The 23,027-nt window shown below is 74.8% G+C and carries 12 protein-coding genes and 3 pseudogenes; 3 read left to right on the top strand and 12 right to left on the bottom strand.

Annotation, left to right across the window (positions count from 1 at the left end; all coding sequences use genetic code 11):
- Window positions 1–32 precede the first annotated feature (32 nt).
- Entirely contained in the window at window positions 33–1,292 is a 1,260-nt protein-coding gene (locus D6270_RS13960) for an acetyl-CoA C-acetyltransferase (RefSeq protein ID WP_109165097.1), read from the bottom strand.
- A gap of 109 nt (window positions 1,293–1,401) precedes the next feature.
- On the opposite strand from D6270_RS13960, the gene D6270_RS13965 reads away from it, so the two are divergent.
- The 3 genes from D6270_RS13965 to D6270_RS13975 are packed head-to-tail and all read left to right on the top strand — an operon-like array spanning window position 1,402 to window position 3,973.
- Window positions 1,402–2,721 (top strand): 3-oxoacyl-ACP reductase, encoded by a 1,320-nt coding sequence (locus D6270_RS13965; RefSeq protein WP_109165096.1) that lies wholly within the window; start codon window positions 1,402–1,404, stop codon window positions 2,719–2,721.
- Window positions 2,722–2,726: 5 nt separating this feature from the next.
- Complete coding sequence (locus D6270_RS13970; RefSeq protein ID WP_109167454.1) at window positions 2,727–3,563, top strand: MaoC family dehydratase; 837 nt, start codon at window positions 2,727–2,729, stop codon at window positions 3,561–3,563.
- 26 nt (window positions 3,564–3,589) lie between these two features.
- A complete protein-coding gene (locus tag D6270_RS13975) occupies window positions 3,590–3,973 on the top strand; it encodes a VOC family protein (protein WP_109165095.1) in 384 nt (127 codons plus the stop codon).
- A gap of 15 nt (window positions 3,974–3,988) precedes the next feature.
- On the opposite strand, the gene D6270_RS13980 is transcribed toward D6270_RS13975, so the two are convergent.
- From D6270_RS13980 to D6270_RS14020, 11 genes and pseudogenes are all read right to left on the bottom strand, one after another.
- Window positions 3,989–4,618 carry a TetR/AcrR family transcriptional regulator gene (locus tag D6270_RS13980; protein WP_202418951.1) on the bottom strand — a complete coding sequence of 210 codons (630 nt, stop codon included), beginning with the start codon at window positions 4,616–4,618 and terminating at the stop codon, window positions 3,989–3,991.
- Window positions 4,619–4,736: 118 nt separating this feature from the next.
- Window positions 4,737–6,589: pseudogene (locus D6270_RS13985) on the bottom strand (N,N-dimethylformamidase beta subunit family domain-containing protein).
- A 161-nt stretch (window positions 6,590–6,750) separates the two neighbouring features.
- Entirely contained in the window at window positions 6,751–8,382 is a 1,632-nt protein-coding gene (locus tag D6270_RS13990; RefSeq protein WP_225976848.1) for a condensation domain-containing protein, read from the bottom strand.
- Complete coding sequence (locus D6270_RS13995; protein WP_109165093.1) at window positions 8,375–8,659, bottom strand: phosphopantetheine-binding protein; 285 nt, start codon at window positions 8,657–8,659, stop codon at window positions 8,375–8,377. The genes D6270_RS13990 and D6270_RS13995 overlap by 8 nt, the downstream gene beginning before the upstream one ends.
- Window positions 8,656–8,883: an MbtH family protein gene (locus tag D6270_RS14000; RefSeq protein ID WP_109165092.1), complete on the bottom strand. Its 228-nt coding sequence runs from the start codon at window positions 8,881–8,883 to the stop codon at window positions 8,656–8,658. Before D6270_RS14000 ends, D6270_RS13995 begins: the two co-directional genes overlap by 4 nt.
- Window positions 8,876–9,277 (bottom strand): phosphopantetheine-binding protein, encoded by a 402-nt coding sequence (locus D6270_RS33055; protein ID WP_264081546.1) that lies wholly within the window; start codon window positions 9,275–9,277, stop codon window positions 8,876–8,878. Before D6270_RS33055 ends, D6270_RS14000 begins: the two co-directional genes overlap by 8 nt.
- Window positions 9,278–9,280: 3 nt before the next feature.
- Window positions 9,281–10,219: pseudogene (locus tag D6270_RS33060) on the bottom strand (amino acid adenylation domain-containing protein); the annotation flags it as partial.
- Between the two features lie 185 nt (window positions 10,220–10,404).
- Window positions 10,405–11,976, bottom strand: a pseudogene (locus D6270_RS33065) (condensation domain-containing protein); the annotation flags it as partial.
- Window positions 11,973–13,520 (bottom strand): class I adenylate-forming enzyme family protein, encoded by a 1,548-nt coding sequence (locus tag D6270_RS14010; RefSeq protein ID WP_109165090.1) that lies wholly within the window; start codon window positions 13,518–13,520, stop codon window positions 11,973–11,975. The pseudogene D6270_RS33065 and the gene D6270_RS14010, both read right to left, overlap by 4 nt.
- The gene (locus D6270_RS14015; protein WP_109165089.1) at window positions 13,517–19,459 is read right to left on the bottom strand and encodes a non-ribosomal peptide synthetase/MFS transporter; all 5,943 of its coding nucleotides are present in this window, start codon (window positions 19,457–19,459) and stop codon (window positions 13,517–13,519) included. Before D6270_RS14015 ends, D6270_RS14010 begins: the two co-directional genes overlap by 4 nt.
- Entirely contained in the window at window positions 19,456–22,749 is a 3,294-nt protein-coding gene (locus D6270_RS14020; RefSeq protein ID WP_109165088.1) for a non-ribosomal peptide synthetase, read from the bottom strand. Before D6270_RS14020 ends, D6270_RS14015 begins: the two co-directional genes overlap by 4 nt.
- Window positions 22,750–23,027 lie beyond the last annotated feature (278 nt).

Below are 23,027 nucleotides of genomic sequence, written 5' to 3' on the forward strand. Positions count from 1 at the left end.
CGGGTCGTCCGTCCGGCAGGTCGCAGAAGTCCTTACGGGCGTTCCAGAATGGCCGTCACCCCCTGGCCGCCCGCCGCGCAGATCGAGATCAACCCACGTCCCGGGGCCTCCCGTTCCGCGAGCAGCTTGGCCAGCGTGGCGACGATCCGTGCTCCTGTGGCGGCGAAGGGGTGGCCCGTCGCCAGCGAGGAGCCGGCCACGTTCAGGCGGTCCCGGTCCAGCGGCGGCAGGCCCTGCTTCTCCCAGGCGGCGAGGGTGGCCAGCACCTGGGAGGCGAACGCCTCGTGGATCTCGTACAGGTCGAAGTCCTCGATGCCCAGCCCCGCTCGCTCCAGCAGACGCGGCACCGCGTACGCCGGGGCCATGAGCAGGCCCTCGTCGCCGTCGACGTAGTCCACCGCCGCCGTCTCGTAGAGGGTGAGGTAGGCCAGGGGCTCCCAGCCCCGCTCCCGCGCCCACTCCTCGGAGGCCAGGAGGACCGTCGCCGCGCCGTCCGTGAGGGGCGTCGAATTCCCGGCGGTCATGGTGGGGTTGGGGTCGGAGGTACCGAACACCGGCTTGAGGGTGGCCAGTTTGCCGGCGGTCGATCCCGGGCGGAGGTTCTGGTCGCGGGTCAGGCCCTGGTACGGGACGACGAGGTCGTCCAGGAAGCCGCGTTCGTACGCCGCCGCCAGGCGCTGGTGGCTCGTGGCGGCCAGCTGGTCCTGGTCCTCGCGGCTCACCGACCAGCGGCGGGCGGTGCGGGCCGCGTGTTCGCCCATCGAGAGGCCGGTGCGCGGCTCGGCGTTGCGCGGGATGTCCGGGACCAGGTGGCGGGGGCGTACGGCCGAGAGGGCCTTGAGGCGGGCCCTCGTCGACCTCGCGCGGCGGGCCGCCAGCAGGATGCGGCGCAGCTCGTCGTTGACGCCGAGCGGGGCGTCGCTCGCCGTGTCGGAGCCGCCCGCGATGGCCGAGTCGACCGCACCCAGGGCGATCTTGTTGGCGGCGGCGATCACGGCCTGGAGGCCCGTACCGCAGGCCTGCTGGATGTCGTACGCCGGGGTGCGCGGGTCCAGCGCCGAGCCGAGGACGGTCTCGCGGGCGAGGTTGAAGTCGCGGCTGTGCTTGAGGACCGCGCCCGCCACGAACTCGCCGACCCGCTCCCCCGCCAGGCCGTACCGCTCCACCAGTCCGCCGAGCGCGGCAGTGAGCAGGTCCTGGTTGGAGGCGGTCGCGTACGGGCCGTCCGAGCGGGCAAAGGGGGTACGGCTGCCGCCGACGACCGCGACGCGGCGCGGGGCGGAGATGTTCATGGAGTCCGTCCGGGGGCGGTCCGTCCGGGATTGTTCATCTCGACCAGCTCCTGACTCTTGAGTAACCTTACTCTGGAGTAAATCTACGACCGAGCAGGGAGTCAGGACAATGGCCGATCGCTATCTGCACCTCACCGGCACAGCACCCGGCCGCTTCCTCACCCGTCGCCTCGGCCTCCCGCAGCCCGCCCCGCTGCGCCGCTGGACCCTGGAGACCCCGCACCTGGACGGGCCGCTGCTGCACCTCACGGCGGGGACACCGGCGGTCACGGGGGTGGCGGAGGCGCTCTCCCGGACGGGGCTCCCCCTCACCGACCGCGCCGACCGGCCCGCCGCGATCGTCCTCGACGCCACCGGGGTCGCCACCACCACCGGGCTCGGGGACGTCCACGCCGCCCTGCACCCCGTCGTCCGCTCCCTAGCGCCGGGCGGGCGGATCGTCGTCCTCGGTGCGGTGCCGTCGGCCGGCGACCACCATCAGGCCGCCGCCCAGCAGGCGCTGGAAGGGTTCGTGCGGTCGCTGGGCAAGGAGATCGGGCGGGGCTCCACCGTGCAACTCGTACGGATTCCGGGCGGGGCGAGCGCCCACGCCGCCGAGTCCACCCTCCGCTTCCTGCTCTCCCCGCGCTCCGCCTATGTCAGCGGCCAGGTCGTCGAACTCACCTCCGCCGACCCCGACCCCGTCGCCGACCCGGCCGCCCCCCTCGCCGGGCGCACCGCCCTGGTCACCGGCGCCGCCCGGGGCATCGGCGCGGCCGTCGCCTCGGTGCTCGCCCGCGACGGGGCCCAGGTCATCGCCCTGGACGTACCAGGGGCCCGCGAGGAGCTGGAACGTACCGCCGACCGGCTCGGCGCCACCGCCCTCCCGCTGGACATCACCGCACCCGACGCCGCCGACCGCATCAGCGCCGCCGCACCCGACGGGCTCGGCGTCCTCGTCCACAACGCGGGCATCACCCGCGACCGCCGCCTCGCCAACATGCCAGCCGAGCGCTGGACTTCGGTCATCGAGGTCAACCTGGACAGCGTGCTCCGCACCACCGACGCACTCCTCAAGGCGGGCACCCTCACACCCGGCGGGCGGATCGTCGCCACCGCATCCATCGCCGGCATCGCCGGAAACACCGGCCAGACCAACTACGCCGCCAGCAAGGCCGGAATCATCGGCCTCGTCCGCTCGCTCGGCCCGCGCGCCGCCGCCGACCACGGCGTGACCGTCAACGCGGTCGCGCCCGGCTTCATCGAGACGAAGATGACGGCGGCCGTGCCCCTCTTCATCCGCGAGGCCGGCCGCCGCATGAACTCCCTTTCCCAGGGCGGCCTTCCGGTCGATGTCGCCGAGGCCGTCGCCTGGTTCGCCCAGCCCGGCTCCACCGCCGTCAACGGCCAGGTGCTGCGGGTCTGCGGCCAGAGTCTGCTGGGGGCGTGAGCACGGTGGCCTCCCTCACCTCCTCCCTCGTACGCGGAGCCGTCACCTCGCCCTTCCGGCGCGCCGGGCGGCCGGGCGCCACCCTGCCCGCCGACCGCCTCACCCGCCCGGCGGCCCCCGCCGCCCCCGGCCCCCTGGCCGCGTACCGCAGGATCTGCGACTTCCCCGCGACCGGGCCGCTCCCGCTGACGTACCCCCATGTCCTGGCCTTTCCGCTCGCCATGCGGCTGATGACCGGGCGGGGCTTCCCGCTGCCCGTGGTCGGGCTCGTCCACACCTGGATCGAGATCACCGCCCGCCGGGCGGTGCGGGACACCGAGGAGCTTGCACTGACTGTCTACGCACAGGCGTTGACGCCTCACCGGCGCGGCACCGAGGTCACCATGGTGACCGAGGCGCGGGTGAGCGGCGAGCTGGTGTGGGAGTCGCGCAGCGGGTATCTGTCGCGGCACGCGACGAAGGCGGCAGCGGCCCCGAAGGAGGAGGCTCCCGAACTCCCCGCCTCCGCCGAGTGGCGGCTGCCCGGCGATCTCGGGCGGCGGTACGGAGCCGTCTCCGGCGACCGTAACCCCATCCACCTCCACCCCCTCACCGCCCGCCTCTTCGGCTTCCCCCGGGCCATCGCGCACGGCATGTGGACGGTGGCCCGCTGCCTGGCGGAGGCCGAGGGCCGGCCCGACGAGCGGGCCGGTGAACTCCGCACCGTACGAGCCGACTTCAGGGCTCCTGTCCTGCTGCCCACCACCGTGACGTACGCCGCCGACCCGGCCGGGAACGCCTTCGCCCTGCGGAGCGCGAGCGGGCGCGTCCACCTCACCGGGACGGTGACGCGAGCGCTCTGAGAAGCCGGGTTCCTACACTGGCCGCCATGGCATGCCGCATCAGTGAACTGGTCATCGAAGCCGCCGACGCCGAGCGGCTCGCCGCGTTCTGGAGCGAGGTCCTCGGCTATGTCGAGATCGGCCGGGAGAGCGACGGGTCCATCGAGATCGGGCCGCCCGGCACCGGCTTCGGCGGACCGCAGCCCACCCTCGTCCTGAGCCCCAACAGCAAGCCACGGACCGGGCAGCTCCGGCTGCACATCGACGTCAGCGCCACCGACCGCGACCAGGACGCCGAACTGGAGCGGCTCCTAGCCCTCGGCGCCAGGACCGCCGACGTCGGGCAGACCGGCAACGAGAGCTGGCACGTCCTGGCCGATCCGGAGGGCAACGAGTTCTGTCTCCTGCGCGCCCGCGTCCGGCCGCTCTGAACCGCGTACGGACTCCTACGGCGCGTCGTCCACCGGCGGCTGCCACGGGCGGGCGTGCATCAGGTTCTCCAGGCCCGCCCAGGCGAAGTTCATCAGGGTCGCCGCGGCCTCCTTCGCCGAGACGCCCGGGGTGTCGTTGGCCCAGCCCGCCAACGACTCGGCCGCGCCCACCAACGCCTGCGCGAGGCCCGCCACATCGCGGTCCGCGAGGGCGGGGTCGCGGTGCGCCTCGCGGGCGGCGGCGCCGATCAGGCCCGTCACGAAGGCGACGATCTCGTCGCGCATCCCCAGGACCTCGCCGATGAACGGCTCCCCGTGCGACCGCGCTTGGCGGTGCAGGACCGCCCAGCCGTCCGGGTTCTCCGCGGTGTGGGTGAAGAACGCCCGGAGCCCCGACCAGAGTTGGCCGTCGGGGGGCAGCTCCGGGTCGACCCCGGCCCGTACCGCCTCCGCCAGGGCCTGCGCCTCGCGCCGGATGCAGGCGGAGAACAGGTCCTCCTTGGAGTGCAGGTAGAGGTAGACCAACGGCTTGGAGACGCCCGCCAGCTCGGCGATCTCGTCCATCGAGGCGGCCCGGTAACCGCGCTGGCCGAAGGTCTGCACCGCGGCGTCCATCATCTGCCGCTCCCGCACGGCGCGTGGCATCCGCTTGCTCTTCACCGCGCCCACGCCACCACACCCATGTCCGACGTCCTCCCCGTCCCTGCCACCCTGCACCTGGCCAGGGTACGGCTCCCCCGGCCGCGCCGCCGTGAGCGAGCCCTCAGCGGGCGGGCAGCGCGGGACTCCCGCACACCAGCAGCGGGCCGCCCGGAACCGTCGCGTACAGGACTCCGGCGTGGGCCGCGAGGGCGGTGCGCGGGCCGGGCGGCGGACCCGGCGCCCCCGCGTCCGTGAAGGGGACGGGGCCGTCGGCCGGACCCGCCGGGAGCCGGGTGCGCAGCCGGCCGTCGGCGGTGACCGCCCAGAGCCGGCAGTTCAGCGTGGCCAGGGCGAGGGCGCCGCCCGCGTCCCCCAGCACCCGCCACGGTCCGTCCGGGGCCAGGGCGGACAGGTGGTGCAGAGTGTCGTCGTGCGGGGTCACGGCGAAGATCCCGGCGTCGCAGAGCGCCAGCCCGGTCGTCCCCGGGGGCACCTCGCCCACCTCGGCCCACTCCTCCTCGTGGGGTGCGGCCTCCGGGGCGCGACGCAGCAGCCGGCCGTCCTCGGTGGCCGCGTACAGTTCCAGCGGCAGCCCGCCGGCCGCCTCGCGCCCCGCGGCCATCGCCAGGACGCGCGGCGCGGTCCCCACCGGGCGCCAGGGCAGGTTCTGCCCGGAGACCGCCCGGCAGAGCAGCCTGCCCCGGGTGTCCGCGCCGAACAGGACGGACTCGCAGGCCGCGAGCGCCCGCACCTCGTCCGGCCCGCCCGCCACGTCCCAGCCGCCGCCGGGGGCCGCGCCGCTCAGCCGGTCCAGCACGTTGCGGGTCACCCGGTCGACGACCGGGTCGTCCGCCAGGACGCTCCCCCAGTTGATCGTCCCCGCGTTGAACACCGTGCCCGCGCCGAGCCGGAAGACGCCCATCGTGGCCGCCCCGCCCTGCCCGTACTCGCGCCAGTGCCGCAGGTCGGCGGTGGCCAGCACGACGAAGGAACCGGGGGTGCCGTCCACACCCGTCGCCCTCGGCACCCCGTCGGTCCACTCCAGCGCGCAGGCGTCCGTCTCGTAGCCGAGGGCTCCGCGCGCGAAGGGTTCGCCGTCGGTGAGGCCGGTGCCCTCGAAGGCCCAGTGGTCCGCGAACCGGGCCGTGTACGCCTCCTTCCCCATCACCGCCATGCCCTCGCCCCAGGCGCCCGCACCCCGACGGAAGCTGAGGCCGGTCATGGTGTTCTCCGGGCGGTCGACGGGGGCGCTGGACCACTCCACGGTGGTGCGGCGCGGGTCGATCGCCGTCATCGGGTCGCTCACCGCGTCCCGGTGGCAGACCATGGTGCGCCCGTCGTCCTCCAGACGCATCTGCCACCAGGCGGTGTTGGCCGCGAAGAAGGCGACGTTGCCGCCGCGCCGGGCGAAGGCCTCGACGCTGTCGCGCATCTCCATCGACCAGTACTCGTCATGCCCGTTCACCACCAGCATGCGGTAGTGGGAGAGCAGTTCGTCGCCGTTGTGCAGGTCGAGGCCGGAGCAGAAGTCCACCTGGTAGCCGGCGCCGGGGAGCCAGCGCAGCAACCCCTCCTCCCAGCGCTCGGGGGGCGGGCCGCCTCCCGGGGCGTCGAAGGGGACGCGGGCCGCGCGGTAGGGCTGCTCGGCGTAGTACAGGCCCCGGTGCGGCTGACCGGCGTGGGTGTAGGCCCGCCAGGTGGCGAAGGGGATCGAGACGAGGATGCGGGAGGCGGTGCCGGGGCGGGCGGCGCGCACCGCGAACCAGACCTCGTGCTCGGCCTCGCAGGTGGGGGCCGGTTCTCCTCCGGTACGTCGAAGGTGGCGCGGTAGAGGGAGCTGGGCCACTCCTCGGGGACGGTCAGCGTCCAGTCGGGGGCGCGGAGCGTGGCGGTGAGCCGGACCTGCTCACCGATGACCTCGGTGACCGTGACCCGTACGGCAGCCCCGGCGGCTCCCGTCAGATGGAAGGCCAGGTCGTCGCCCTGGGCACAGGAGGTCCGGTCGGCCCGGGCGCGGAGCGGCTCACCGGTGGCGGGACCGGGCGCGACGGGGCCTGCCGTCCTCGCCTCGGGGGCCGGGCGCGTGCCGCCGTCGTCTCCCCCGGTCCCGCCCGTGCCGCCGCCGTCTCCCCCGGTCACGTCCGTGCCCTCCCCGCCGTGTCCAACAGCTCTGCCACCCCGCTCAGGAGCGGCGCCCGCCCGCACGCCGCCGCGACGACCAGCTCCTCGATCCCGTACAGGTGCGCCCGGATCGTCTCCGGCGGGAGATAGGCCGTGTCGGCGGTCAACGACACCGCGAGCGCGTCGTCCTCCTCGGTGATGTGCAGGCAGTAGCGGCACGCCACCCGTTCCTGGGTGGCCGGGAACCCGAAGACCGTCCGGCCGCGCAGCTCCGCCAGTTGGGCGACGGTGGGCGCGGGACCGGGCGGGGCCGCGCGCTCCACCAGCCGCATGTCGTTGAAGCAGCAGTACGGGTGGACCTCGGCCCCCCGCTCCGCACGCATCCGCTCACCGAGCACGTCCCACTCCACCGGGTCGTACACGGCGGCCCGGTAGGAGCGCAGGGCCGCCCGGTAGGCGGCGGGCAGCAGGTCGGCGAAGGACGGATCAGGTGTACGGGCCGCCTCCAGGTCCAGGACGAAGAGGCCGTCCTGCGACAGCGTGGTGACCAGGTCCCGGTGGCCGGGGGCCGTGCGGTTGCCGACGATCGGCATGACCGCCGCCGTACGGTGCCCCTGCCCGGCCGCCACCAGCACCGCCGCCGCCGTGAGCAGCACCGTGGAACCGCTGACCCGATGGGCGGTGGCCACCGCGGCGACCGCACGCGCCAGGGCCGGTGAGACGATCCGGCCGGTCCAGAAGCGGGGGGCGCGGGGGGCCGCGACCGGTTCGGGGAACATCGTGGCGGGGGCGGCCCGGTAGCCCGCCTCCCAGTGCGCCAGGGCCGCCGCACCGCGCCGCCCGCCCGTGTCGCCGTGCTGCTCCCGGGCCAGGTCGAGGGGGGTGGCGGCGGGCGGGCGTCCGGCCGAACCCCGGCGGATCAGAAGGCGCAGGTCCCGGACGAGGACCTCCGCGCCGTGGCCGTCGGCCGCCAGATGGCAGAGGACCAGGACGGCATGGGTGACCCGGTCCCCGACCGCCACCAGGGCGGCCCGCACCGGCCACTCGGAGGAGTAGGCGAAGCGGGTGGCGGAGAGCCGGTCCACGAGGGCCCGGGCCTCGTGTGCGGCGTCCGCCGGGTCCGGGACGCGGACGAGGGTGACCGGGAGCAGGCCGGTGGCCGCGAGCCGCTGCCCGGCGTCCCGGCCGTCGGACGAGAGCTCCAGCCGGGTACGGAGCGCCTCATGACGCCCCATCAGCGCCGCCAGGCCCTGGACCGCCTCCGCCACCGTCACCGGGCGCCCCCGGTCGGCGAGCGGCAGGGTCCGGCCGATGTTGAAGTAGTGGTCGTTGGGCGCGGTGCGGCGGATGGCGTGCCAGATCGCCCGCTGCCCCCAGGTCAGCGGCGCCCGCCCGTCACGGTCACCGCCGAACTCCACGGTGACCGTGGCGGGCTCGGTGACGGCGGACTCCCCGGCGACGACGGGTTCCCCGGTGGAGAGCGATTCCGCGGCGACAGGGACCGTGCCCCTGGCGGCCGCTCCGGTGGCCGCCTCCTCGGCGACTCCGGCCGAGGCCGGTCCGGTCTCCGCCCCGACACGGGCCGCGACGTCCGCCCCGGCCCCGGTCCGGGCCCCCCGTTCGGCCACCGCACGCGGCTCAGCCATCGTCATCGCCGCCCCCGGTCAGCTCGGCGATGTGGTCCACCAGGCCGTCGAGGTCGTCCAGGAAGCGGAACGGGCCGTCGAGGTCGAGGATGATCCCGAACTCCTCCTCCACGGCGTCGATCAGCCGGAGGAACGCCAGCGAGGAGACCCCCAGCGCGGTCAGCGAACCGCCGTCCTCCAGGATCTCGGTCTCGGTCACCTCGCCGTCCGTCGCCCCGGAGACCAGCTCCGCGACCCGGGCGCGCAGCACGGAGAGGCTCTCCGCCCCGGCCGTCATCCGTCCACCGCCCCGGCCGCCCGGCCGGTCTGCTCCGCGAGACGGCGGCGCAGCGAGAGCGGCCGGATGTCCGGCCACACCCGGTCGACGTGCGCCATGCACTCCTCCTCCGAGCCCTGGAACCCCTCCACCCGCCAGCCGGCCGGCGGCGCCGTCCGGGCGGGCCAGAGCGCGTGCTGCTCCTCGTCGTTGACGACCACCTGGTACACCGTCGTGTCACTCATCGCCGCTCTTCCTCACTGCCGCGCTGTCCGCCGCTGTCTGCTGGAGTCCGTCCACCGCGTCGGAGACGCCGGTGAGCGTGGGGGTGTCGAAGAAGACGTCGAGGGGGACCTCGACGCCGAGCCGTTTACGGATGCGGGCCGCGATGGCCGTGATCGTCAGCGAGTGGCCGCCGAGGTCGAAGAGGTCCTCGTCGGGTCCGATGTCGTCCAGCCGCAGCACCTCCTGCCAGATCTCCCGCACCACTTCGGCGGCGCTTCCCCGCGTCACGGCGGCCACGGGCGTCGCGGGCGCGTCCGGCCGGAGCCTCGGCGGCTCGGGCAGCCGCGACCGGTCGACCTTGCCGTTGGGCGTCAGGGGCAGTGCGGGCAGCGGGACCACGGCCGCGGGCACCATCACCGCGGGCAGGGTGCGCGCCAGCAGGCGGCGCAGCTCGTCGGCGGCCGGAGCCTCCGGCGCCCCGACGACGTACGCCACCAGCCGTGCCTCGTCCTCGTCCGTGCCGTCGTCCAGGACCACCACTGCCTGGGACACCTGGGGGTGTTCGGCGAGGCGGGCCTCGATCTCCCCCAACTCGATGCGGTGGCCGCGCAGTTTCACCTGGCTGTCCAGGCGGCCCGCGAACTCCAGCCGCCCGTCCGGCAGTCGGCGCACGAGGTCACCGGTGCGGTAGAGCCGGGCACCGGGCGGGCCCCAGGGGTCGGGGACGAAGCACCGCGCGGTCAGCCCCGGCCGCCCCCGGTATCCGTGGGCCACCCCCGCGCCGCCGAGATGGAGTTCGCCGGGGAGGTGGTCGGGGACGGGTTCGCCCCGCACGTCGAGTACGTAGGCCCGGGTCGCGGCCAGGGGGTGGCCGATCGCGACGGGGGCGCCGGTGGTGAAGTGGGCCAGGGTGGACCACACGGTGGTCTCGGTGGGGCCGTAGACGTTCACCAACCGGCCGCACACACGCGCCAGTTCCTCCGCCAGCGGGGTAGGAAGCGCCTCACCGCCCGCGATGGCCACCAGGTCCGGGTGGTCGAAGCCGGCGGCCAGCAGGAGCCGCCAGCTGCTCGGCGTGGCCTGGACGTGGCTGACCTCGTGGGCGTCGATCAGCTTCATCAGGGCTCCGCCGTCGCGCTGCCGGCCCTCCGGTACGAGGACGACGCGCGCGCCGGTCGTCAGGGGCAGCAGCAGTTCCACGGTGGAGATGTCGAAGGAGAGCGAGGTGAGCCCGAGCCAGCGGTCCCGGGGGCCCGCCCGGAGGTGGTCCGCCATCGTCGCCAGCAGGTTGGCGAGCGCGCTGTGCGGGATCTCGACGCCCTTGGGCCGTCCCGTGGAACCCGAGGTGTAGATGACGTACGCCGGGTCCCCGGCCGCCGGAGCGGCCGGACGGGCCCCCGGGGCCGGGGACGGACGCGACGGCGCCTCTTCCCCGGCGCCCCGGGGAGGAGGACCGGCAGCCCGCCCGGCGCCGGACCCTCGATGACGAGTGCGGCCAGGCCCGCGTCGGCCCGGACGAACTCCAGCCGCTCCACCGGGTACCCGGGGTCGAGGGGAACGTACGCCGCTCCCGCCCTCAACACACCGAGGACAGCGATCAGTTCCTGCACCGACCGGGGCACCTGGACGCCCACCAGATCCCCGGTGGAGAGGCCGGCCGAGGCGAGCCGGTCCGCGAAGTCCGCTACCTGTGCGTCCAGTTCGCCGTAGGAGAGCTCCCCGCCGTCCGGCGTCACCACGGCCACGGCGGCCGGGTCGGCCACCACCCGCTCCGCGAACATCGACACCACGGTGGCACCCGCCGGGCAGGCGGCTGGCCGCTCACCGCTCACGGGCAGGGCCCCCGCCAGCTCCTCGCCCGCCAGCAGCGGCAGCGCGCGGAGCGGGGCCTCGGTGGCTCCCGGCGCGGTCACCACGGCGTCGAGAAGCGTACGGAAGTGGTCCACGATCCGGGCGGGCGCGCCGGGGGCGAAGGCCTCGGCCCGGTACTGGAGAGAGCCTTCGAGGCCCTGCGGCCCGTCCACCAACTGGAGGTGGGCGAGGTTGCGTACGGCGTGGGTGAAGCCGATCCAGTCGATCTCCGAACCCGGCGCCCCCTCCGCCTCCCAGCCCGTGCGGCGGCGGTAGCTGACCGAGAGCGGGGTGAGCGCCGTGCGCGGGGTGAGGGCGGTGACCGCCCGGCCGAGCGGCACGGGGCGGTGTCCGTAGACCGCCCGCAGCTCGGTACGGACCTCCTGGGCGAAGTCGGCGAACGGCCGCTCGGGGTCCGGGTGGGAGGAGACCGGCAGCTCGTTGACGTGCAGCCCGATGTGTTCGGGACTGCCGGGAAGCCGGGTCGACAGCTCCAGGGCGGTGGTGGGGACCTGGTTCCCGTAGCGGAAGAGGAGGGTGTGCCAGAGGGCGAGGAGCAGTTCGAAGCGGGTGACGCCGAGGGCTTGCGCGGTCTGGGTGAGACGCGCGTCGGGTCCGGGGCCGAGGGTGAAGCCGTGGGCGGCGCCCGGCGCGGGCCGGGTGGCGTCCGGTACGGAGGCGGCCAGGCCGGGGAGGGAGGGCGGGGCCGGGTCGTGCCAGCGGTCCGCCCAGAACTCCCGGGCCAGGGAGACCTGCCGGGCGTCCGGTTCGGCGGCCCCGACCGTGACGTCGAGAGGAGCGGGGTGGGTGTCCAGGCCGAGGACCTCCGCGAGCAGGACGTCCTTCGACGTTCCGTCGAAGACCAGGTGGTGGACGACGACGTGCAGCACCCGGGGCCCGTCCCCGGCCGTCACCAGCGCGAACCGCACGAGCGGTCCGCCGGTCAGGTCGAACGGCCGGGTGCTCAGCTCCGCGAGGAGGGCGTCCAGCTCGCCCGGGGCGCAGGTCAGCTCGGTCGGTACGGGCGCGGGCCCGGCCGCCGGGACGAGCGCGGGCCCGTCCGGGTCGACCCGTGAGCACAGCACCGGGTGCCGGTCCAGGAGGCGGGCGCAGCGGTCGGCCAGCGCCCGGGCGTCGGGCGGGGCGGGGAACCGGACGGTGAGCGCGAGGTGGTGGGCGGCGCCGGGGGCGAGCACCTGTTCGTTGACCCACAGGCCGTGCTGGGCCGGGCTGAGCGGTCGGGAGGGGAAGGTCGTCGTCATCGCAGGGCCTCGTCGTCCAGGAGCAGGCGCAGCTCGCGCTTGAGGATCTTGCCGCCCTCGTTGCGGGGCAGGAAGGGGCGGAACAGCAGGCGGGTGGGGAGTTCGTGCGGGGCGAGCCGTTCGAGCAGGAAGGTCCGCAGCGCGGGTGCGCTCAGCTCTTCGCGCACCACGACCACGGCGGCGACGACCGAGCCGAGCACGGGGTGCGGGACACCGAGGGCCGCCGCGTCCACGACGGCCGGGTGGGCGTGGAGCGCGTCCTCCACCTGGATCGTGGAGACCTTGTAGGCACCGGACTTGATCACGTCCCGCTCCCGGTCCAGCAGGTGCAGATACCCCTCCTCGTCCAGCATCCCGAGGTCCCCCATGCGCACCCACCGGCCCTGGAAGACCTCGGGACCGGCCGTCGTCGCGCCGTCGGCCGGTTCGAGGTAGGCGCGCGGCAGGGCCGGGGAGCGCAGCCAGACCTCGCCCGGCTCACCGGCCGGCAGCGGGTCCCCGTCCGGGGTGGTGATCCGCAGGCCGTTGGCGGAGGCGGGGCGGCCCGGGGAGTCGGGGCGTTCGGGATCGAAGAGGAGGGTGAGCTGGGCGGGCGCGGCCTCGGTGGAGGTGTAGTAGTTGACGACCTGGGCGTGGGGGAAGGCGCGGGCGAGGCCGAGTGCGACCGGTTGCGGCAGGGCGGCGGCGGTCGACCCGACGAGCCGCACGCTGTCGGTGGCGTACCGGCGGGCGGAGTCGGAGCCGAGCAGTTCGATGGCCATGGACGGGACGAGGAAGACACTGCCCGCCTCGTACTTCTCGATGAGCCGGGCGAACCGCCCCGGGGTGAACTGGGGTGCGGCCACCGCCGTGGCGGCCGAGTCGAGTGCGTTGACCAGCATGGTCTGCCCGGCGTTGGTGCCGACCGGGAAGGCGTGCAGGAAGTGACGGGAGTGGCGCAGGGGGCGGCGACGCTCGTCGAGGGTGCAGCCGTGCGCCAGGTTGGCGTGGGCGGCGGTGACCCCCTTGGGCGTGCCGGTGGTACCCGAGGTGTAGAGGATCTGGGCGAGGGAGCCGGGGTCGGGGGCGCGCAGCACCGCCGTTCGGGCCGCGCCCTCCGTCACCAGCTCCGCGTCCGGTGCCGCCCACACCCCCGTGGGCAGCACACCGGGAGGGAGGTGCGCGCCGGCCGGGTGGAGGAGCGCCGAGGCACTGCTGTCCGCGAGGACATGGGCGGCCACCGCGGGGGCCTGCCGGTCCGAGAGCGGTACGGCCACCAGGCCGGCGCGCAGGACACCGCAGAAGGCGACGGCGTACGCGGTCCAGTCGCCGCTGCCGTAGCGGAGCACGATCCGCGCACCGGGCTCCAGGCCCCGGGACCGCAGTCCGGCCGCGAGGTGCCCGGCGCGCTCGTACCACTCGCCGAACGTCAGCGTGCGCGGGCCGCAGATCAGCGCGGTGCGCTCCGGCTCGGTGCCCGCACGGTGGGCGAGCAGGGCGGACAGGGTGGCGGGCGCGTGGGCCCGGGAAGCCGACGCGGGGGCGTGGCGGGGGTGGGCGGTCACCGGGTGGCCTCCATGGCCTCGGCGGTGTTCCCACCGTCGCTCCCGCCGTCCACCGCACCGGCCGGACCCGCTGTGGCCGCCGGGCCCTTCGGCGCGCCCCGCGTCCTCACCGCCCGCGCCGCAACCCGGCGTTCGCGCTCCTGGATGCCCACCAGGTCGTCGGGCAGCGCGTCCGGTACGTCCAGGTCGAAGCGGGCCAGCACCGGCAGCCGCAGGCCGACCACGACCAGGGCCAGCATCGCCGCCCCGAACAGCAGGTACATGAAGCCGATCCCGCGCCCCGGCCCCGTACCGATGAGGGCTCCGACCGTCGAGGTCAGCGAACCGCCGTCCTCGAACATCGGCCCGAAGAAGGCGGAGCCGGCCGGGGCGATGATCCCGTGGCCGATCGGCAGGGTCGACCAGGCGACCAGGGTGTTCAGGGCGAACACCCGGCCGTGGAACCGCTGCGGCACCTTGATCTGGACGATCGTCGTGTAGACGCCGTTGACCATGGAGAGCGCGCAGGACATGCCGAACGCGCCGATGCCGATGATCCACAGGTCGGCCCGGACGCCGACCAGCGCACTGGCCACCGCCAGCAGCCCGGCGAGGCCCAGCATGCCCTGCATCCGGTTCCGCTGGGGTCCGCCCCAGAAACCCATCGCGATCCCGCCGAGGATGGCGCCCGCGCCACCGGCCACGGCGACCCGGGCCACGGACTCCAGCGAGTCGAAGGAGAGCACCAGCGGCGTGACGAGCAGGAAGAGCGGTGAGAGGAAGATGTTCAGCGCGGCGAACCAGAGGAGCATGGCCCGGAAGCCCCGGTTCTTCCAGGAGTAGGCGAAGCCGTTCCTGATCTCGGCGACCAGCGACTCGCGGCGGGTCCAGGGCAGCGTCTTCGGGAACTTGACGAGCATCAGCACGGTGATCGCGACGGCGTAGCCGGTCACGTCCAGGATGAGGATGCCCTTGAGCCCGATGCCGGCCATCAGTGCCACGGCCGCCAGCGGAACGATGAACTGGGCGAAGCCGAAGGCCATCTGGGTGATGCCGTTGGCGTGGCCGAGATACCGCTTGGGGACCAGCTGCGGTACGGAGGAGGCGTAGGCGAGCCGTTGGAAGGTGAGCGCGACCGAGAGCATGCCGAGGAGCACGTAGATGTGCCAGGAGTGCAGGCTGCCGCTCAGCAGCAACGTGAGCAGCCCGCCCTGGGTGGTCCCGGCGACGGCGCCGGCGGCGAGCATGACCCGGCGCCGGTCCAGCCGGTCGACGACCGCGCCGGCCAGCGGGCCGACGAGGATGCCGGGGAGCATCCCGATCACGGCGTAGAGGGCGTACTTGCCCATCGAGCCGGTCTCCATGTAGATCCACACGGGCAGCGCGAACTCGGTGAGCGCGGACCCGGTGATGGTGACCAACTGGCCCAGGGCGACGGCCAGGAACCGGCCCATGCCGGGCGCGGGGCCGGGGGCGGCCTCAGTCGGCGCGGCGGTGGAGCCGTCGCCGTCCGCCGGTGCGGACTCCTGCGGCCGTACGTCATCGGCGGCGGCCACGGCCGGACCGTCCCCGCCGCTCACCCCGTGGAACCACCACGGCCCGTCCTCGGCCCGGCCCGGCAGTTCGTGGGAGGCCGTACCGGCCAGGACAGCCGGGTGCGTACGGGTGATGATCTCGACGAGCTCCCGGGCCCGGTACTTCAGGAAGAAGTGACCGCCCTCGTCCAGAACGGCCAACGCCGATTTCTCCGCCAGCAGTTGCCACTCCCGGTAGCGCTCCTGGTAGAAGTCGGTGGCCGGGTCGCGGTTCCCGACCACGGTGATGACCGGCGCGCGCAGCAGGGCTCCGCCCTCCTCCACCTCGGCCAGCACCTCGGTGAAGTACTCCTCCGCCGCCCGCGAGTCGGCGCGCATGTTGCCGATCATGAACTTCATCTGGGCCTCGTCGAGGTCCCCGACCTCGGCGCCCATGGACCGCAGCCAGTTGAAGTAGACGCGGTCGTTGAGCAGCGGATCCAGCGCCGAGACGCGGCTGAGCAGCCCGAGGATGCGGCCACGCGGCCGGGCGAAGGGGAACTGCGCCCCGATGTAGAGGGCTTCCACCTCCCGGTCGGCGGCTTCGAGGAGGCGGCCGACGGCGACGGTCAGCGCGCTGCCGACCGCGCAGTGGCCGTAGAGGGCGATGGGGCCCTCGACCCGTTCGCGGATCTCGGCCGCGATCTTCGCGGCCAGCTCGTCGAAGGGCAGGTGCTCCTCGGTGATGCCCATGTCGTGGCCCGGGATGGCGACGGACCACAGGTCGTGGCCGGGCGGCAGTTCGTCGGCCACCGGCTGGTAGACGACCGCGCTGCCACCGCCGTACGGGATGCAGACGTAGGACAGGACCCGGGAGTCGGCGGGGACGGGGCGGGTCAGCCGGTGCAGCAGGTGGCGGGGGCCGCGCTCGGACTCGTCCAGGTCGGCCAGGGCGGCCAGTTCACGGACCGTACGGGAGGTGAAGAGGTCCATCACGCTGACCGGGCGGGCCCCCACCTCGGGCAGCCGCTTGCGGGCGCGGGCGATGACCTGGGTGGCCAGCAGCGAGTGGCCGCCGAGGTCGAAGAAGTCGTCGTCCACACCGACTTCGGGCAGCGTCAGGATCTCCGCCCACACCTCGGCCAGCACCCGCTGGGTCTCCGTCTCCGGGGCGGCGAGCGCTCCCCCGGTCCGGCGGGCCTGCGGTGCCGGGAGCGCGCGCCGGTCGAGTTTGCCGTTCGGGGAGAGCGGCAGGGCCTCCAGGGCCACGAAGGCGGCGGGGACCATGTAGTCGGGCAGCGTGCGGCGGAGGGCGGTGCGCAGGGCGGCGGGGTCGGGCTCCCAGGGCTCGGGCACACCGGCCACGAGGGCCTCACCGGCACCGGCGGGCGCGGGCGCCCCTGCGGTCTCACCGGAGACCTGCGCCCCCGCGTCCCCGTCCGGCGTGGAGGGCTCACCGGCACCGGCGGGCGCGGACGCCCCCGGAGCCTCGACAGCCCCGGCAGACGCCGTCGGCTCCGCCGGCACCAGATAGGCCACCAGCCGCTTGTCGCCCGGTTGGTCCTCCCGGACGATCACGGCAGCCGCGGCGATCTCCGGCTCGGCCAGCAGCGCGGCCTCAATCTCACCGGGCTCGATGCGCTGGCCCCGGATCTTGACCTGCTGGTCGATCCGGCCCAGGTGTTCCAGCTGCCCGTCCTCCCGCCAGCGCGCCAGGTCGCCGGTCCGGTAGAGCCGGGAGCCGGGCGGGCCGAACGGGTCGGGGACGTAGCGGGCCGCGGTCAGGCCCGGCCGGCGGTGGTAGCCGAGGGAGACCTGGACCCCGCCGATGTGCAGCTCGCCCGGGGTGCCCGGCGGCAGCGGACGCAGCTCGGCGTCCAGGACGTACAGCCGGGTGTTGTCGACCGGCGCGCCGATGGGGACGGTCGCGAGCTCTCCTTCGCACTCCCAGCTCGTCACGTCCACCGCGGCCTCGGTCGGCCCGTAGAGGTTGGCGAGCGCGCACGCGGGCAGCCGCGCGGTGAACGCGCGGGCGGTGTGCGGGGCCAGCTCCTCGCCGCTGCACACCACACGCCGCAGCGAGACGCACCGCTCGACGTCCTCCTCCGCGAGGAACACGTCCAGCATGGCGGGCACGAAGTGGGCGACGGTGACGCCGTGCCGGGCGATGGTGTCCCGCAGGTGGGCCGCGTCCTTGTGCCCGCCGGGCTGCGCCACGACCAGCCGGGCGCCCGTGATCAGCGGCAGGAACAGCTCCCACACGGAGACGTCGAACCCGGTGGGGGTCTTCTGGAGCAGGGCGTCCTGGGGCCCGACCTCGTAGCGACGGGCCATCCAGCGCAGCCTGTTGACGATGGCGCGGTGGGTGTTGGGCACTCCCTTGGGGCGGCCCGTGGAGCCCGAGGTGTAGATCGTGTACGCGATGTCGTCGGCGCACGGCTCCGCCAACTCGCCCTCGTGCAAACGCTCTTCGGCCTCCTCGTCCATCAGGAGGACCCGCGCCGCGCACCCCTCGGGCACCGGCAGTCCGGCTTGCGTGAGGAGGATGGCGGCGCCGCTGTCGGCCAGCATGAAGGCGAGACGCTCGGCGGGGTACTCCGGGTCCAGCGGGGTGTAGCCGGCCCCGGTCTTGAGGACGCCGAGGAGCCCGACGACCAGGCCGAGCGAGCGTTCGGCGCTCACCGCCACCAGGCTCCCGGGCCCGGCGCCCGCACCGGCCAGCCGGCGGGCGATCCGCTCGGCGGCCCGGTCCAGCTCCGCGTACGTCATCGAGTCGCCGCCGAACTCGACGGCCACGGCCTCCGGTGTCCGGGCGCACTGCGCGGCGACCAGCGCCGTCAGGGTCCCGGCGCCGGGAGTGCCGGAGGCCTCGAAGGCCGTGTCGTTCCACTCGGTGAGCATCCGGTGCCGCTCGGCCGGGTCGAGGCCGTCATGGGCGGAGAGCGGCGCGCCGGGGTCGTCGGCGACGGCCCGCAGGAGCCGGCCCAGGTGAGCGGCGATCCGGGCGATGGAGGACTCGTCGAAGAGGTCGGTGTTGTAGTTGAAGGCGCCGCGCAGACCGCCCTGCCCCTCCATGAGGAAGAGCTCCAGGTCGAACCGGGTCCCGGCGGCATGGAGGCCGAACGGCTCGACTTCCAGCGGGAGTTCGCCGGTCCCCCCGGCGTCCGCGGCCGAGGCGTAGTTCTGGATCGCCAGGACCGCCTGGAAGACCGGGGAGCGGGTGACATCCCTCTCGACGTTCAGCTCGGACACCAACTGGGCGAACGGCAGCTCCTGGTGGGCGTAGGCCTCCAGGCAGGTCTCCCGGGTCCGCCCCAGCAGCTCGGTGAAGGAGGGATCACCGCCCAGCCGGGCGGGCAGCGCCAGGACGTTGACGAACATCCCGATGAGGCCTTCGAGTTCGGGCTCCGGCCGGCCCGCCACGGGTGAGCCGACGGCGAAGTCCCGCTGCCCGGCGAACCGGGAGAGCACCACCTGGAAGGCGGCGAGCAGCACCATGTGCACGGTCGCCCCGTGCTCCTTGCCGAGGGCGGTGAGCCGGGCCAGCAGCTCCGGGGCGACGTCGAAGCCGTAACCGGCCCCCTCGAAGGTCTGCCGCTCGGGGCGCGGGCGGTCGGTGGGCAGCTCCAGGGGGCGTACGCCGGCCAGTTCACGGGACCAGTACGCCACCTCCTGCGCCAGCCGCCCGCCGGTCAGCCGCTCACGCTGCCAGAGCGCGAAGTCGCCGTACTGGATGGGGAGTTCGGGCAGCGGGTCGGGACCACCCGCGACCTGGGCGGCGTAGCCGCGCAGCACCTCGGAGACCAGCACCTCACTGGACCAGCCGTCGCTGACACTGTGGTGCACCACGAGGAGGAGGACGTGGTCGTCGTCGGCGATGCGAACCAGCAGGCCGTGTGTCAGGGGGCCGGTGACCAGGTCGAAGGGGAGGGCGCCGAGCTCGTCCACCAGCCGGGCCGCGTGCTCCTCGTCGTCCGCGTCGGCGGTGCGCAGGCCGAAGGGGGCGGGGTCGGCGATCTCCAGGACCGGTCGGCCGTCGTCGGTGGCCGGGTAGCGGGTGCGCAGGGTCTCGTGGCGGGCGACCACGGCGTCCAGGGCCCGCTGGAGGGCGGTTCGGTCCAGCGGGCCGCGCAGCCGGCGGGCCACGGGGATGTTGTACGCGGCGGTGCCGGGCGCGAACTGCTCCATGAACCACAGGCGTTCCTGCGCGAAGGAGAGTGGTGGCGCGGTGCCGTCCGGCCGCCTCGGGACCGCCCGTACGGCCCGTGCCCGGCCCTTCAGCCGTTGGGCGAGAAGGGCGCGCTTGGCCTCGGAGAGCGGGGCGCCGCCGGCCCGGCCACGGGCGGGGGGAGGACCCGCGTCGGGCTCGGGTGCGGGAGGCGGTCCTGTGTCGGCACCGCTCGGCGCCGCGGTGTCACCGGGGTACTGGTCCGTGCTGCTGCTCATGCCGTCTGCGTTCCGATTCTGGGAGTTGCGGACTCGGCGGCGAGCAGGCGCCCGGCGTCCTCGTCGGTCAGGGCTTCGATCTCGGCGAGCAGCAGCTCCTCCACCGCGAGCGCGAACGCCTCGGTGGTGCGGTGGACGAACAGCGTGCGCAGGGGGACCGTCACCTCGGTCGCGGCCCTGATCCGGGCGACGACACGGGTGGCGAGGAGCGAGTGGCCGCCGAGCTCGAAGAAGTCGTCCGCCGCACCGACCCGGTCCAGCCCCAGCACCTCGGCCCACACCTCCGCCACCAGCTCCTCGGCGTCGGTGCGCGGGGCGACGTAACCACCGCCCAGGTCGGGCCGCCGGTCGGGCGCGGGCAGGGCACGGCGGTCGAGTTTGCCGTTCGGGGTCAGCGGCAGGGCGGGGAGGACCATCACGGCGTTGGGGACCAGGTGGGCCGGGAGCCGTGCGGCGAGAGCCGCCCGGAGACCCGCCGGTGACAGTTCGGGCCGGGCCTGCCCGGCAGCGTCCGACGCCGCCACCACATACGCGACCAGCGCCTGGTCCCGCGCGATCACCGCCGCCCCGCCCACCCCCTCCAGGGCCAGCAGCGCCGCCTCCACCTCACCGGGCTCGACGCGGAAGCCGCGCACCTTCACCTGGTCGTCGATGCGTCCCAGGAACTCCAGCTGCCCGTCCGCCCGCCAGCGCACCAGGTCCCCGGTGCGGTAGCGGCGGGCGCCGGGCGGACCGTGGGGGTCGGGCACGAAGGCGCGCGCGGTGGCGCCGGGCCGCCCCCCGTAGCCGAGGGTCACGCCCGCGCCGCCGACGAGGAGTTCCCCGGCGGCCCCGTACGGCATGAGCCGCCCGGCCGCGTCGCAGACGGTCAGCGTGGTGGAGCCGGTGGGGCTGCCGATGGGCGGGCGGTGCACCGCGTCGGCGCGGCCCAGCTCGGCGGTGGTGGCGATGATGGTGGTCTCGGTGGGGCCGTAGGAGTTGACCAGCCGTACGGTGTCGCCGAAGCGGGCCCGCCAGGCGGCGACGGCGGTGGGCTGGACCTGGTCGGCGCCGAGGATGAGCAGGCGCAGTCCGGGCGGCCAGGAGACGGCGTCGAGGTCGTCGGCCAGCTGGTGCCAGTACGGGGTGGGCAGGTCCAGGACGGTCAGCCGGTCGCCGCGCCCGTCCGCGAGGTGGTCGGGCAGGGTCGCGCCGGGCCCGGCGACGGTGAGGGTGGCCCCGGCGGTGAGCGCGGGGAAGACCTCCTCGGCGTGGGTGTCGAAGCTCAGCGAGGCGAACTGCAGCACCTCGTCCGCCGCCGTGATCCCGTAGTCCGCGCGCATCCAGGCGATCCGGGCGGCGAGGGCCCCGTGCGGGACGACGACCCCCTTGGGCGTGCCGGTGGAGCCGGAGGTGTGGATGACGTACGCGGGGTCGCCGGCGCCGGCCTGCCAGCCGGGGTCGCAGTCCGCGGTCCCCGGGCCGGCACCGTCCGGGGCCACCACCACGACGCCCTCGGCGAGCTGTGCGGTCCCCTCGGCGGCGGGGTCCGCGACCACCACGCGCACGACGGTGTCGGCGATCATGAAGTCCAGCCGTGGGCGCGGGTGGTCGAGGTCGAGCGGCAGGTAGGCGGCCCCGGCCCGCCAGGTCGCCAGCAGGGCGGTGATCGCCGCCCGGCCGCGTGGCAGCAGGACGCCCACGGTGTCACCGCCGCGTACACCGGCGGCCCGCAGCCGCACGGCGAGCGCGCCGGCCGCGTCCCACAGCTCCCGGTAGGTCAGCTCCCCCTCCGGGGCACGCACCGCCGTCCGCCCGGCGTACCGCTCGGCCGCCCGGGCCAGGGCGACCGGCAGCGGCACCGCGCCACCCGGCGGTTCCGGCGCGCCGGTACCCAGGGCCAGCAGTTCGTCGCGCTCGGGCGGCGTCAGCAGCTCCAGTTCGGAGACCGGGGTGTCGGGGGCGGCGAGCGCCCCGCGCAGCAGCGTCTCGAAGTGACGGGCGAGCCGGGCGGCCCAGGGGGCGTCGAAGAGGTCGGTGCGGTAGCCGAGGACGGCGATCAGGTCGTCGCCCTCGCGGCGCAGGTCCAGCATCAGATCGACCTTGCTGGCCGCGTGGCCACCGTCCACGTCCGCGCACTCCAGGCCGCCGAACTCCCGCTCCCCGCTGTCCGGTCCGTCCTGGGTGTGCACGGTCAGCAGGGTCTGGAAGAGCGGGCTGGAGCCGAGCCGGCGTTCGATGCCGAGGGCGTCGATGAGCCGCTCGAAGGGCACCCGGTCATGGGCGAAGGCGGTGAGGGACGAGCGGCGGACCCGGCGCAGCAGGTCACCGAAGGCGGGGTCACCGGCCAGCTCGGCGCGGAGCACGAGGGTGGTGGAGAAGTAGCCGATCACCGGCTCCAGTTCGGGCTCGCCCCGGCCCGCCGCCGGTACGCCGACGCAGAAGTCGTCCTGGCGGGTCCAGCGGTGCAGGAGCACCTGGTAGGCGGCGAGCAGCACCATGAAGGGCGTGCACCGCTTCTCCCTGGCCAGGGCGTCGACGGCGCCGCCGGCCCCGGTGATCCGCCGGGTGTGGAAGGCACCGCCGGCCCCGCTGCCCGGCGGGCCGCCCACGGTGGGCCGCAGGTCGAGAACGGGGGCGTCCGCGAGCCGCTCCCGCCAGTGGTCGAGCGCCGCTTCGGCCTCCGGTCCCCGCGCGGCCTCCCGCTCCCGCCGTGCGTACTCCGTGTACGGCAGGACCTCGGGCAGTTCGACCGGGCGGCCGGCGAGGTGGGCGGCGTACCGGGTGGCGAGTTCGGTGCGGAGCAGGTTGAGCGACCAGCCGTCCGCGACGATGTGGTGGAGGACCAGGCAGAGCAGGTGCTCGTCCTCGTCGGTCCGCAGCAGGGCGATCCGCAGGAGCGGGCCCTCCGCCAGGTCGAAGGCGCCGTTCGTCCGCTCGGCCAGGAGCGGTCCGGCGTCCCCGGGGCGGCTCCTGAGGTCGAGGGTCTCGACCCGCACCGGCCCGGGCGCGTCCACGACGGCGACCGGCCGCCCGTCGACATCCGCGAAGCGGGTGCGCAGGGCCTCGTGCCGGGCGACGGTCCCCTCGAACGCGGCGACGAGGGCGGGTACGGAGAGGGCGCCGGTCAGCCGCAGCACCAGGGGGATGTTGTACGACGCGTCCGTGGGGTCCAACTGGTGCAGGAACCAGAGCCGTTCCTGCCCATGACTCGGTACGAGGCCTCCGGTGGCCGTGGTTCCGCCGAGTGTGTCGATCACGCGCTGCGCCCCCCTTGCTGCCAACGCCGGTGCCGACGCCGCTGAGGGCATCGGACAGCACCGGACGGAGATGCCGACGGACCGTCAGAAAGCAGGTCAGGGGCCGGATGAGAACCGTTCCGGAGTCCCCTGGAGCTGTCGGCCTCAGGCATGCGACACGGTAGGAGGAGAAGCCCGATCGAGTCAATGGTCTGGACCACCAACCTGTGGCCTGTACGCACGGCGGGCCGGGGGACCAAGTGCGACAAAGTCCGCCTTTCCCCGCCCGCTCCCCGATCTCCCTGGCCAGAACTGCCCCCTCCCACCCCCCTGGGGAGACGGGCGGCCCA

This window comes from Streptomyces griseus subsp. griseus, from assembly GCF_003610995.1.
GTDB lineage: Bacteria > Actinomycetota > Actinomycetes > Streptomycetales > Streptomycetaceae > Streptomyces.

What these genes read in the sequence shown, in the direction of transcription:
- D6270_RS13960 (WP_109165097.1), bottom strand. Translation starts at nt 1,292, where the DNA reads ATGAACATCTCCGCCCCGCGCCGCGTCGCGGTCGTCGGCGGCAGCCGT.
- D6270_RS13965 (WP_109165096.1), top strand. Translation starts at nt 1,402, where the DNA reads ATGGCCGATCGCTATCTGCACCTCACCGGCACAGCACCCGGCCGCTTC.
- D6270_RS13975 (WP_109165095.1), top strand. Translation starts at nt 3,590, where the DNA reads ATGGCATGCCGCATCAGTGAACTGGTCATCGAAGCCGCCGACGCCGAG.
- D6270_RS13980 (WP_202418951.1), bottom strand. Translation starts at nt 4,618, where the DNA reads ATGCCACGCGCCGTGCGGGAGCGGCAGATGATGGACGCCGCGGTGCAG.
- D6270_RS13990 (WP_225976848.1), bottom strand. Translation starts at nt 8,382, where the DNA reads ATGGCTGAGCCGCGTGCGGTGGCCGAACGGGGGGCCCGGACCGGGGCC.
- D6270_RS13995 (WP_109165093.1), bottom strand. Translation starts at nt 8,659, where the DNA reads ATGACGGCCGGGGCGGAGAGCCTCTCCGTGCTGCGCGCCCGGGTCGCG.
- D6270_RS14000 (WP_109165092.1), bottom strand. Translation starts at nt 8,883, where the DNA reads ATGAGTGACACGACGGTGTACCAGGTGGTCGTCAACGACGAGGAGCAG.
- D6270_RS33055 (WP_264081546.1), bottom strand. Translation starts at nt 9,277, where the DNA reads ATGGTGCCCGCGGCCGTGGTCCCGCTGCCCGCACTGCCCCTGACGCCC.
- D6270_RS14015 (WP_109165089.1), bottom strand. Translation starts at nt 19,459, where the DNA reads ATGAGCAGCAGCACGGACCAGTACCCCGGTGACACCGCGGCGCCGAGC.
- D6270_RS14020 (WP_109165088.1), bottom strand. Translation starts at nt 22,749, where the DNA reads ATGCCCTCAGCGGCGTCGGCACCGGCGTTGGCAGCAAGGGGGGCGCAG.